Here is a 12,442-nt window from a genome sequence, read left to right as displayed (position 1 = left end):
GGGGGCGCAGAAGGCTCCGGGAAATCAACCATGCGATAAAAGACGTTTTTTTCATTTTTATTCGCTCTTAGGCATTTCAAAAATCATTTCAAAACAAACATTGAAATATTTTTTTAAATAAATAACGCGGAATCGTTAGGTCGTCAACTACTTTTTCGAAGCCTTTTTTACGTGACCGAGCAGTCTCTTTTTCAGCCGTTTGGTCAGGTCTCTAGGGCAAGCATTTGCGCCGTTCGAACCCGCAATGAGGACCACGATTATTTGTTCGCCAGGGCAAAGGGCGGATGCAGGACTGTGGCCGTTTGCGCCGGACGCGCGCGCTTGGCCACCTGCAACACCGCCTCTACCACTCGCGCCGTTGCGGTGATCGGCAGCATATGGCCGCGCCCTTCCACCACTTGCAGCTTGAGGCCTGGCACTTTGTCGGCGAGGGCCTGGCCATGTTTGCGAAAGTCCAGCACCTTGTCTCGCGCGCCATAGATCAGGCCGATGGGCAGCGTCAGTTGCGAGTAGCGCTTGACCATGTCCGGCAGGAAGTCGTTGACCTGTGCGATCTCGCTGGAGGCTGCATAAAAGTTGTCGGGGCGCATGCCCAGCAGCCCGCCGCCCTGGGTGGCGAAATCTTCGGGAGCAGTGTCCGGGGCGAATACGCCCTTGACCACCGAACGCCGGGTCAACAGGCCAATGGGCACGGTGAGGGTATGGGCGACCCAGCGCCGTAACCAGGCCGGTCGCACCGCCAGCGACCAGAACACCAACGGCAAGGTGGGTTGGGGATGGGTCAGCGGCGCCACCAGCACCAGACCGGATACGGCCTCGGGGTGGTCGAGGGCCAGGGCCAGGGATATCGCTCCGCCCAGGGAATGCCCCAACACCAGGGGCTTTTCCAGGCCCAGTGCTCGCATAAACGATGCGACCTGCCGCGCCTGGGCCGGCAGGTCCGCTGCCGTGCCTTTATGACGCGTGGAATAACCCGACCCGGGACGGTCGAGGGTGATCACCCGAAAATGCTCACGCAACTGGCCGGACAAGGCATAGGTCAGGTTGCGACTGCTGCCCATCAGCCCGTGAATCATCACCAGAGGTGGGCCTTTGCCCTCTTCTACATAATGAAAGCGCTCGCCATCGACCTCCACCAAGCGCCCATTGATGGGGACAGCGGCTTCGATGCGCCGTGTCATCCAGGCGCTGAAGCCCCATAACACCGCACTTGCGCCCGCCGCAGCGGCAACCCACTCCACAGCCATAGCTCGGTCCTCTGCTTCCCTGCTGCTGGCGACCCGACCGGAATTGGTCAAGGCCTCAGCCATCGCCCGCCCCCTGGACTTTGACCTCATGCGGACCGTGCTCGTCCGTCGGACAAGTGGTGCATACCAAACATGGTCCTAGCGTAGGCGATATTTTCAGGTAGATTATTTAAAATCTTTTTTAAAATAATTAATTCAATTTTCCTTTGCAATGGTGTTTTATCTAAAAGACAAAACAAAAACAGGAGCACATCCGATGCCCATCAAGGACAGCCTATGAATGCCCACAGTGAATCCATCGACATCGCCATCATCGGTTCAGGCTTCGCCGGCCTGTGCATGGCCATCAAACTCAAAGAGGCCGGATTCACCGACTTCTTTATCGCCGAACAGGCCGAGACCCTCGGCGGTACTTGGCGGGACAACCACTACCCAGGCTGCGCCTGCGATGTGCAGTCCCATGTGTATTCGTTTTCCTTTGCGCCCAATCCGAACTGGACGCGACAGTTCGCGCGCCAAGCGGAAATCCGCGCCTACCTGGAGCAATGCGCTGTGCGCTTCGGTCTGGCGCCTTACCTGCGTTTCAACAAGGGCCTTGAACGCGCAGTATTCGATGAGCAGCAGCAACGCTGGCAATTGAGCTTCAGCGATGGCCGGCACGTGAGCGCACGGGTGCTGGTATCGGGTATGGGCGGCCTGTCGCGCCCGGCGCTGCCGGAGATTCCAGGCCTGGAGAACTTCAAGGGCAAGCGCTTCCACTCCCAGCAGTGGGACCATGACTATTCCTTGAAAGGCAAACGCGTGGCGGTGATCGGCACCGGCGCCAGTGCCATCCAGTTCGTGCCGCAGATTGCGCCGCAGGTGGCCCACCTGGACCTGTTCCAGCGCACGCCACCGTGGATCATGCCCAAGCCTGACCGGGCAATTTCGCCCCTCGAACGCTGGCTGTTCAAGCACCTGCCTTTCACCCAGCGCCTGGTGCGCGGCGCCTTTTACTGGGCGCTGGAAGGTCGCGTAGTGGGCTTTGCCCTGCACCCGAGGCTGATGAAGATGGTGCAGAAAATCGCCCAACGCCATCTGCACAAGCAAGTGGCCCGCCCGTCCCTGCGCAAGACCCTGACGCCGGACTACACCATCGGCTGCAAGCGCGTGCTGATCTCCAATGACTACTACCCGGCGCTGTCGCGCAGCAATGTCGAGGTGGTCACCGACCGCGTGCTGCGCATCGAAGCCGACGGCGTGATCACCGCCGACGGCATCAAGCACCCGGCCGATTGCCTGATCTTCGGCACCGGCTTCCAAGCTACCGACCCCGTGCCCCGCGACTGCATCATCGGGCGCGACGGTGTGGACCTGATGGACGCCTGGCACGACGGCGCCCATGCCTACAAGGGCACGACGGTACCGGGTTATCCCAACCTGTTTTTGATCGTCGGGCCCAATACCGGTCTGGGGCATAACTCGATGATCCTGATGATCGAGGCGCAGGTGACCTACATCCTCGACGCACTCAAGCAGATGCAGCGCCAGCGCATCGCCACAGTGGACGTCAAGCCGGCGGTGGAACAAGCGTACAACCGCCAACTGCAGGACCAACTCAAGCGCACCATCTGGAACACCGGCGGTTGCCAGAGCTGGTACCTCGACCCGCGCACCGGCAAAAACACCACCCTGTGGCCCGGCTCCACGTGGCGCTTCAAGCAGGTCACGCGACAGTTTGCGCTCAAGGACTATGAAGTCGATCGGTTACCGCTCAATACGCCCGCCCGTCCCGCGGCGGCCGCCCATTCCACCGCAGAAGGCAGCCTGTCATGAAGTCATTCAACGGTCGCGTGGCGGCCATCACTGGCGCGGCATCCGGCATGGGTCGCGCGTTGGCTCTGGCACTCGCGCGGGAAGGTTGCCATCTGGCACTGGCGGACAAAAACGCCTCAGGCCTGGAGCAAACCCTGACGCTGATCAAGACCTCCACCCTGTCACCCGTGATGATCACCACCCAGGTGCTGGACGTGTCCGATCGCCAGGCCATGGAAGAATGGGCCGCGCGTTGCATGGCTGAGCACGGCCAGGTCAACCTGGTGTTCAACAATGCCGGGGTGGCCCTCTCCAGCACCGTGGAGGGCGTGGACTATGCCGACCTGGAATGGATTGTCGGCATCAACTTCTGGGGAGTAGTCCACGGCACCAAGGCGTTCCTGCCCTATCTCAAAGCCAGCGGCGAAGGTCATGTAATCAACACCTCCAGCGTATTTGGCCTGTTTGCCCAACCGGGAATGAGCGGCTACAACGCCACTAAATTCGCCGTGCGCGGCTTCACCGAAGCACTGCGCCAGGAACTGGACCTGCAACGCTGCGGCGTGTCGGCCACCTGCGTTCACCCCGGTGGCATTCGGACCGACATTTGCCGCAGCAGCCGCATCGACGCGAACATGACCGGCTTCCTGATCCACAGCGAACAGCAAGCCCGCGCCGATTTCGAAAAACTCTTCATCACCGATGCCGACCAGGCCGCCAAAGTGATCCTGCAAGGCATCCGCAAAAACAAACGCCGCGTGCTGATCGGCCGCGATGCGTATTTCCTCGACCTGCTCGCCCGTTGCCTGCCCGCGGCCTATCAAGCGTTGGTGGTGTTCGCCAGCAAACGCATGGCGCCCAAGCAACGCAGGCCAGTATTTGAAACCAATGACGAACCCCGTCTCTGAACAGGAGCACGCACTATGCTGCCTATCCGCCGCGACGTCCGTTTTGTCCTGCCCGCCGAGCGCATCACCAACTGGCACGAACAGGGCCCGTTCATCACGCATTTTTTCAATGCCCTGTCCCTGCTGTTTCCCCAGGGCGAGCTGTTTTTCATGGACAGCGTGCGCCACTACCGCCAGCGCGTGGAGGACCCTGCGCTGAAAAAAGAGATCCAGGGCTTTATCGGTCAGGAGGCGATGCACAGCCGTGAACACGTGGCCTACAACGACCTGATGCAAGCGGCAGGGCTGCCGGCACACACCCTGGACCGGCGTCTCAAGTTCGTCCTGGACCTGCAGAAAAAACACTTTCCGCCCGCCTTCAACCTGGCAATCACCATTGCCCTTGAGCACTACACAGCGATGCTTGCGGAAATCCTGCTCAGTGATCCGTCCCGCTTTGGCGACTCACTCAAGGGCTACCAGCAGATGTGGTACTGGCACGCTCTGGAGGAAACCGAACACAAGGCTGTGGCCTTCGACGTGTGGAATACGGTGATCAAGCCCGGCCCCAAGCGCTATCTGCTGCGCACCGGCGCCATGCTGACCACCACGGTGTTCTTCTGGCTGGTCGTACTGGATTTCCACGTACGCCTCTTGATCGCAGACCGTAAGGCCGGTGGGCACCTCAAAGGCTTCTGGCGCATGCTGAAGTTTCTGTATGGGCCCGAGGGAGTTTTCCCACGGATGCTGCGGCCTTGGCTGCACTACTTCAAACCCGGCTTTCATCCATGGGACCACGATAACCGCGCGCGCCTGGAGGGCATCGACAGCCTGATCGAAGACATCGAACAGACTCAGCGCGGCTACTAGGCTTGCGCCAAGGCTTCACGCTCGCGCACAAAGCCTTCCAACTGATCGCCCGGCAGTGCCTTGCTGAAATACCAGCCCTGGATAATCAACTCAGGGCCGGTGTTCAGGAAGGCCAACTGCTCGGCGGTCTCCACGCCCTCCACCACCACGCCCAGGTTCAGCGCTTCGCAGAAACGCAGCATGCCGGTCAGCACTTGGGCGCCTTTGGGATCGTGTTGGGCCACCACGAAACTGCGATCGATTTTGATGAAGTCCACCGGGAATTGGTGCAGATAGCTCAGGGCCGAAAACCCGGTGCCGAAGTCATCGATATAGACCTTGGCGCCGATGTCCTGCAATTTGCGGATGGTCTGGCGCGTGGCCGGGATGTCGCTGATCAGCGCGTCTTCGGTGATTTCCACCGACACCTGCCCATGGGCCTGAGCGAGGATTTCCACGAGGCGTTCGCCATAGGCCGCGTCGGTCAGGGTCGCGCTGGAAATATTGATGGTCATGGGCAGCGCAAAACCGAGCTTTTGCCACTTCTGATACTGACGAATCGCCTGGGACGCCACCCACACGTCCACGTCCGGCATCAGCCGCGCCTGCGCCAACCATTGCAGGAATTCCCACGGCGAGTGCACGGTGCCCTGGGCATCGCGGGCGCGCATCAGCGCTTCGCAGCCAGTACACAGGCCGGTGCGTGTCGAGACCTGCGGCTGGAATTCAAGGTAGAACTCGTAGTCGCTGATCTGTTGGATGTGGCTCAGTTCATTGGCTTGGCGCGCGAAGGTCCTGTGGGACGCCAGCACCGGGTCCAGCTCGCGCAGCCGGCCTTTCTCTTCGAGGCCTCGGAAGGTCATGTCGAGGGATTTCAGGTACACCGTGCCACCTTCAGCGGCCTGGCGATGGATTGCACGTACATACGGCGCGTACACCAGGGTCCCCAGGGCCAATAGCGTTACTTGCAGCGCGACGGCCGCCAGATCGCCGTGGGTGCTCAGGTAGGCATTGAGCAATACCGGGGAAGTGAACGGCACGCTGGCCACCGCCGGAGATACCCACCCCAACTCCACCACGGTCAACGCCACCATTGCGTTCAGGGCAGGGACTACCAGAAACGGAATGAACAGGCGTGGGTTGAGGATGATCGGCAGGCCGAACAGCAGGACTTCACTGACGTTGAACAGCGAGAGCGGCAAGCTCGCCACGGCCAGCAGGCGCATCGACTGACTCTTGGAAAACAGCAGGATTGCCACCAGCAAGCACAATGCACCGCCCGAGCCGCCGATAAAGGCAAAACTGCCCAATAGGCCGCTGTTGAGTACATATTTGATCGGCTCACCTGCTGCCAGCGCGGCGCCGTTGAGCACCACCGCCTGATCCAGTACGTCGAACAGCGGTTGCATGGCGTACACGCCGTGGATCCCGAAAAACCACAACAGCGAGTTCATCAACGTGACAAACAAACCGCTGCCATAGGGCGACTCCAGGGCTTCAATCACCTGGGGCCCCTGCAACTGCGCCACGTAAGGAATCTGCAGCAACAAAGACAGCGCCACCACCAGCGCCAGAGCGGTGATGGCACCGGGCACCACCATATTGATCGTACCCCGCAGGTTGTGCCCTACCAGGTCTTCATTGACCAGGCGGGTCCAGCGGTAGCGGTACAGCCAGGCCATGGCCGGCACATTCAGCAGCGGTGAGGCAATGGCGATAAACAGGACGAACGTGGCAGACGCGCGGGGGTATTCGCGCAGGATAAAGGTCGCGACCACTACATGAGCCAGGCACAGAAACGCCACCGGTAGCTGCGGCAGGCGGTACTGGATCGCCAGCATGTAACCGATGGAAGCCGCCACCAGCAGCGGAATCACTGAACTGATCTGGTTGTGCAACCCTGCGAGGAGCGCTACCACCTGCGGATCGAACCCCAGTACCCGCGCACATTCGGACAGGATCAGAAAACCCGCTGACACCAGCAGGCACGGCAGGATCCACAGCAGCCCTTCGCGGATCGCACGCAACGACTCGGTACTGGCCAAGGCAGCCAGACGCTGGGTGAAGAACAGTTTGAACAGCGTTTGCGCCATGACCCACCCTCTGCCCATCGCCCTCTGCCCATGGAAGGCAGTGCCCAAAATACCGGGGCTAACGCTACACGTCCTGACACCGGGAGCGAAAGCCTTTTGCCATGTTCAGGGCGGAAATTTCAGCAATGAATAGCAGGCAACGCCGGTTTTTTTTCAATTGTTGAATGTTGTGACCTGGGCCAATCCTGGAATCTGCTTCAATACCTGTTGTCTGCGCTTAATGCGCATATGGCTCGTCTCGGGCCAAAAACTGAAGCCTGATTCCATCTGATTTGGAGCACACCCTTGTCACCACCTGGCGATAACCACCAGCTCGCGCTGGACCGATTCTTGAACGAACACCCCGATGTGGCCGCAGAACTGAACACCCTGAACCCGCTGGCCGCCCAGGCCAAGGGCGAAACCTTGGCACAGTACCGCGCCGAACGGCTGCATGAAGCGTTTGAGGCAGAAGCCGAACGCCAGGGTCTCTTTGCATGGGAGTTGACGCTCAAACTGACCACCAACTCCTCCGAGGACTTCGAGGCCCTGCGCCTGGAAGTGCACAAGGAAGTGGCGCAGATGGCCGGATTGAGTTGGGTCGAATACTGCCAACTGCACGATTTGAACGGCTGATACGCCCACTAAAAAAACCAGTGGCGTCGCCGTCCATTTATCGCTTCGCACAATTCTTCGGCCGAAAGGGTGCGTCGTTCAGGGTCCACCTCCAACGCAGAACGCAACGCGGACCAGCACTGGCGGGGCAGTTGTCGTGGCCTCGGCAATGGCTTATTCAACTGCCCCTTGCCGGGGCGGTTTCCCTGGGCGAGTTCATAGATCACACAGGCCGCGCCATACAGATCGGCCTTGGCAGACAGGCGCCCGCCCGCCATCAATTCCGGTGCCGCATACGCCGGTGTCCAGGCGTTTAAGCGGCTGCGACTCAAGCCAGGCAAACCTGCGGCCTGCTGTGCCTCGCCATGCCCCAAACCAAAATCAAACAACTGCACACCCTGCTCGCCCACCATGATATTGGCGGGCTTCACATCGCCATGCAGAACGCCCTGCTGGTGGGCATACGCCAGCGCATCCAAGAGTTGCATTGCGATGGGTTTCAGCTCCCTCCAAGGCAATCCATCAGGGCACTCCTTGAGCAGCCGGTCCAGGGTCATACCGGTGAGCAACTCCATGGTGAAGAATGCAACCTGGCGCGGGGTGTCAACCTCGAAGGAAAACGTTCTGACCACATGATCGTGGCGCAGGCTTCGGGTCAGGGCGAACTCGCTGTACAGCAATACATGGCCGTCGGGGGATTCGGCGAGCGTATCGCCCAGCAGCTTCAGCGCCACCCATGCGTTGGGCTCGCCGAACGCCTCGTGCAGCAGATCACGGGCGCGGTAAACCACGCCCATCCCGCCTGTGCCCAATTCGCGTTCGAGGTGATAGCGTCCTGCAAGCAGGTTCGGCGGGCCGGTGACTGCACTCATGGCTGAACCACAACGGCCGTCAGGTCATCCCGCGCGGCCCCTCGCATCACGTTGGTAAATAAGCGATCCACCACCTGCAAGGGTGTCCCCACACTCAGGGCACTGCCCAGTTCGCCGTGGCTGAGTCCCTGATACAAACCATCGCTGCACAACAAAAATACATCCCCCGGCTGGATACTGAGTTCCAGCACTGCCAGGCTCAGTGGCTGTCGGCCGCCAATGGCACGGGTCAACGCCTTGGCATCCGGATGGGCCTGGGCCTGCTCCAGGCTCAACTGCTGCTTGTCCATCAGGTGCTGCCACAGCGAGTGGTCCCGCGACAGTTGGTACAACCGCTGCCCCCGCCACAGATAGCAACGGCTATCCCCGACCCAAATGCACGCGGCGCGATTGCCCTCGCGCAGTAGCACCACCACGGTGCTGCCCATGATGCCCTCGGCGGCTTGCTTTATTGCTTGCCCCATTTCACTGTCGAGCGCTCGCAAACACCGCCGCACGGCCTCGACCCGTTCGTCAAAGCTACCCTGATCAGGTAACGAAGCCAGGCTGCTGATTACCCAGCGGCTGGCCACATCCCCAGCCTGATGCCCCCCCATACCGTCGGCTACTGCCCAACACCCCCGCTGGGGGCAGTCGAGAAACGCGTCCTCGTTGCGCAAACGCGCCTTGCCCCGGGCCGTTCGCCCAGCACTGTATCCCGCGGTATGTGCCTGGTTCACAGTTGCTCCGGCAAGCGGAATGTGCGCCAGTTCGCCATTTGGAACGGACCGAGACTGCGCTGACTGCTGAGCAGGAAGTTGGCGCGCATGCCATCGAGTTCGGCCTTGATCAGCTGTGCGCCCTGACCAATCGCTGGCTCACTTTGCATCAGCTCGAAAAATCGAAACAACGACCAGGGGCCCGCGTTTTTTTCAATCCCCAACGGGCGCTGCACACCCCTCTCCAGTACCAGGCTGCTACGGCCATTATCCGTCTCGCCCGGCCACTGGAACGCCATAGGCACAATCGGACCATGACGGTATTCAAGGTGTTGATCCCCAATGCTCAAGACGGCACGGCTGACTGCCTGATCAAGGCTATAGGGAGCCAGCGTGAACCGCACCGCCCAGTCCCCCTGATCTTCGGTGAAGAAGCCCTGGCGGATCATCTGGGCTCTGGTCAGTTGGTCCAACAGTGAGCGCGACAGCCCCAGGCTACGACCATCGAGTCCCCGTAGGCGATAGCGACTGCCCTCGGCACTGACAAAGGAGCGCAGGTAGCTTTCATAAAAGCTCGCCATGGCGCCCTGGGGTTTGAAAAACGCCTGGAAATCGCCAAGGGCGACATCACTGGTGGCAGTGGCATCGAACGGATACCGATGCTGGATCGCCTTGGTGTAAAAGCCATAGACCTCACTTTGGTAGCGCTGATTGATATACACATAGGCATCGTCGAGCAGTAGTCGCCAGCTGTCATCGGCAATGCCTTCAAACCAGCCTTTGAGCGGCAGCGGCAAGCGCGCAGCAGCATCACGCAGGCTACCCAACAACGGCTGTTGCCCTTCCATACGCTGCCTGACCATCGTAAATACCGCCTGCTCCGGCACGCCTTCGCGGTTCAGGGCCGCCAGTTGCAGATGCCATCCATCGAGCAGCCGTAAAGCCTGCGTCAGCTCAACGCCGGGGTTTTGTTCCGCATCCAGCAATTGATGCAGAGGTTCGAACCGACGCTGCAGCGCGCGTCGGGCAGAGTCAGGTGCAGCCTGCCCCTGCAGTTGGCTGAGCAACACACTGGAAGCGGAAGTCTCCACATCCACGACCTGTTGGGTAACGGCCTCAAGGCGATCAGTGGCCGATAGCAAGCGCGTATTTTCCCGAACCTGTTGCAACAGTTGCACCAACGGCGACTGCGCTGACGCCAGGCTGGCAAGCCCGTCCGCATGCTGCCTCAGGCTGTTACTTTCCTGCAGACGGACTTGGCCAAGGGCCTCACTCCACGTATCAGCGTACTCACTGAAATAGCGCTGCTCCAGCTCCAGCATCAAACGCCGCAAATCCAGTGCACTCAGATCTGCGCCCTCCCCGATGACCCAATTATCCTGAGCGATGGAGTTAACCAGGCGCGGGCCTTGCCTTTCAAAATACTGCACATACCGTTTGGTGTAGAAGCCGGGTATGGGCTGCTCGGCAGTGACAAAACCCCGTCCCTCGGCCAGGCGAAGCGGCTCGAGACTTCGCGCTTGGTCACGCAGCACCCGGTAGACCACGCCTGCCAAGGATTCACCACGCAACTCCTGGCGAGCCTCGGCAACCAGTTCAACGTCCGAGGACGTCTCGAACGACAGCCCCAGTAATCGTGCAAGGTGTTCATTCAACCGATTCTGCGTCGCAGCATCACCGGCATAACGCACCGACCAATGACCGGCTACACGCTGCGCCAGCCAACCGTTATCGCGACGCTCACGCAGACTGAGCATCAGGTAAGCCCGCAGGCTATCCAGCAGTTCCTCGCGGTCGCCAAGACTGGCTCGCACCTGTTCTTCCAGCATCGAGGAGACCAGAGGCAGCAACTGCTCACGCAGTGAGTCTTCATAGGCACTCACCAGCAGCGGCCGACTCAGCTCCCCTTGATACAACCCCCCGCGCTCGACCAATCGAGCGTCCGCCAACGCGGGAAATATCTGGGTAGCGGCCAAGCGAGCATCTAACAGCGGCAGCCGCGCCAGGGTAACGTCCAACCCTGGCACGGCGGGCGGCTGTGGTTTGCTCAGTTGAGCCAGTTGCATCAAGCGTTGGTGGTTGACCGAATAGCTGTAGGCCCACAGCCCTCCCGCGCCGAGAATAGCCAGGGAAGCCGCCACCGCCAGCAACCCTTGATGTCGACGGATACGCTGTCGCTCTGGAGTATGCAGTCCCGCAAGATTGGCCTCGGCAACAATCACCCGGTTGAACAGGCCCTGTACAAAGTGGGAACGTCTGTCAGCCGTCTGCGCACACGTCAGGTAAAACCCGCGCAAACCGTTAATACGCTGGAAGCGGTGGGCAGAGAACGCAGACTCCACAAACAGGCACAAACGCTCACCGATTTGCGCGACCTGCCGCGGAAAGTCGAGCATCTGGCCGCGACGCTCTGCGTTTCGCTCCTGGTGCAAACGCGGGATCAACTCTGCGGCGAGGCGTTGCAGCAACGCCTCGAACGCTTCACGGACCTGGGTAATGTCAGCACCGGCCGGGCCTGTCACCAAACGCTCTCCCAGCAGAGAGTCGGCACTGTCGCCCTGTGCCGCATCAAAGAATTCCACAAAGCCTGGCAGTCGGTCCGCGTGGGTCAACACCAAGTAAATCGGCACATCCGCATGCAGCGTCTGCTGGATGTCCTGCAACCGCGTATGTACGTTTCGCGCATGCAAGTCCAGATCGCGTTCATTGCTGCCAAGCAGCGTCTCCACCGCCAGGGTCACGATCACGCCATTGAGCGGACGTACCCTGCGCCGGACTTTGAGCAGGCCTAGAAGCGTCGACCACCCTGCCCCGTCGACGGCGCTATCCGGTTGAGCCAGGTAGCGCCCCGCACTCTCGATGAGTACGGCATCGTCGGCCAGATACCAATCAAAATACTGCGTCGCGCCAGGGGTTTTAATCCCCTCGCCTCGATCAAGCGCAAAGTGCGATCCGCAGGCAGCCAACAGGCGAGTCTTGCCGCTGCCCTGCTGCCCGATCAACAGATACCACGGCAAGTCGCTGCGCCAACGCTCATTGCGTTCACCGTAGCGACGCGAAGTTTTCAGCGTGTGCAACGCCTCCTTGAAGCGCCCTCTTACCTGCTTCTGCTCGTCCTCGACCAACCCCAGGCGCTCATGACGCTCCTGGTGTGCAGGCTGGTTAAGTCGTGCGGAACGGCGCCCACCCACCATGACCATCGCTAGCCCCCACAGCAGGAACAATCCACTGATGGTCAACAGCCGAGCCGGAGCGCCTTGCCAGAACCGGTGATCATCCACCGCCAGCAACGGCCCAAAACACCATACGAGCAGCGCGCTGCACAACACGATCAACAGGCTCCAGACCCAACTTTTGCGCAGCACTGTGCCCACGCCCATGAAGAATGCGTTCATTCATTACTCCCAG

The 12,442-nt window shown here is 60.4% G+C and carries 9 protein-coding genes; 4 read left to right on the top strand and 5 right to left on the bottom strand.

From position 1 onward, the window contains the following. Positions 1 to 257: 257 nt before the first annotated feature. A complete protein-coding gene (locus tag CKW32_RS08350; RefSeq protein WP_177434259.1) occupies positions 258 to 1,247 on the bottom strand; it encodes an alpha/beta fold hydrolase in 990 nt (329 codons plus the stop codon). A gap of 276 nt (positions 1,248 to 1,523) precedes the next feature. Here CKW32_RS08350 and CKW32_RS08345 point away from each other — a divergent pair, with 276 nt between their 5' ends. The 3 genes from CKW32_RS08345 to CKW32_RS08335 are packed head-to-tail and all read left to right on the top strand — an operon-like array spanning position 1,524 to position 4,798. After that, positions 1,524 to 3,062 (top strand): NAD(P)/FAD-dependent oxidoreductase, encoded by a 1,539-nt coding sequence (locus CKW32_RS08345; protein WP_095184565.1) that lies wholly within the window; start codon positions 1,524 to 1,526, stop codon positions 3,060 to 3,062. Further along, positions 3,059 to 3,949, top strand: coding sequence for an SDR family oxidoreductase (locus CKW32_RS08340; protein WP_032886509.1), 891 nt, complete (start codon positions 3,059 to 3,061; stop codon positions 3,947 to 3,949). The genes CKW32_RS08345 and CKW32_RS08340 overlap by 4 nt, the downstream gene beginning before the upstream one ends. A 15-nt stretch (positions 3,950 to 3,964) precedes the next feature. Continuing rightward, positions 3,965 to 4,798: a metal-dependent hydrolase gene (locus CKW32_RS08335; protein WP_095184564.1), complete on the top strand. Its 834-nt coding sequence runs from the start codon at positions 3,965 to 3,967 to the stop codon at positions 4,796 to 4,798. On the opposite strand, the gene CKW32_RS08330 is transcribed toward CKW32_RS08335, so the two are convergent. Continuing rightward, positions 4,795 to 6,870, bottom strand: a complete 2,076-nt coding sequence (locus CKW32_RS08330; protein ID WP_095184563.1) for a PTS sugar transporter subunit IIC/EAL domain-containing protein — start codon at positions 6,868 to 6,870, stop codon at positions 4,795 to 4,797. The genes CKW32_RS08335 and CKW32_RS08330 overlap by 4 nt on opposite strands. 285 nt (positions 6,871 to 7,155) lie before the next feature. Between CKW32_RS08330 and CKW32_RS08325 the strand changes: the two genes are divergently transcribed. Then, positions 7,156 to 7,485: a DUF6388 family protein gene (locus tag CKW32_RS08325; RefSeq protein WP_095184562.1), complete on the top strand. Its 330-nt coding sequence runs from the start codon at positions 7,156 to 7,158 to the stop codon at positions 7,483 to 7,485. Positions 7,486 to 7,493: 8 nt separating this feature from the next. Here the strand turns inward: CKW32_RS08325 and CKW32_RS08320 are convergent, their stop codons facing one another. From CKW32_RS08320 to tssM, 3 genes are read right to left on the bottom strand one after another with little or no spacing between them, the layout of a single operon-like run. Further along, on the bottom strand, positions 7,494 to 8,336 hold the full coding sequence (locus tag CKW32_RS08320; protein WP_095184561.1) for a serine/threonine-protein kinase: 843 nt from the start codon (positions 8,334 to 8,336) through the stop codon (positions 7,494 to 7,496). Then, entirely contained in the window at positions 8,333 to 9,055 is a 723-nt protein-coding gene (locus CKW32_RS08315; RefSeq protein WP_095184560.1) for a PP2C family serine/threonine-protein phosphatase, read from the bottom strand. Before CKW32_RS08315 ends, CKW32_RS08320 begins: the two co-directional genes overlap by 4 nt. Beyond that, the gene (gene tssM, locus CKW32_RS08310) at positions 9,052 to 12,429 is read right to left on the bottom strand and encodes a type VI secretion system membrane subunit TssM (protein ID WP_095184559.1); all 3,378 of its coding nucleotides are present in this window, start codon (positions 12,427 to 12,429) and stop codon (positions 9,052 to 9,054) included. The genes CKW32_RS08315 and tssM overlap by 4 nt, the downstream gene beginning before the upstream one ends. Between the last annotated feature and the right edge of the window lie 13 nt (positions 12,430 to 12,442).

This window comes from Pseudomonas sp. Irchel 3H9, assembly GCF_900187495.1.
GTDB lineage: Bacteria > Pseudomonadota > Gammaproteobacteria > Pseudomonadales > Pseudomonadaceae > Aquipseudomonas > Aquipseudomonas sivasensis.
This window is presented reverse-complemented; position numbering and strand designations above follow the sequence as displayed.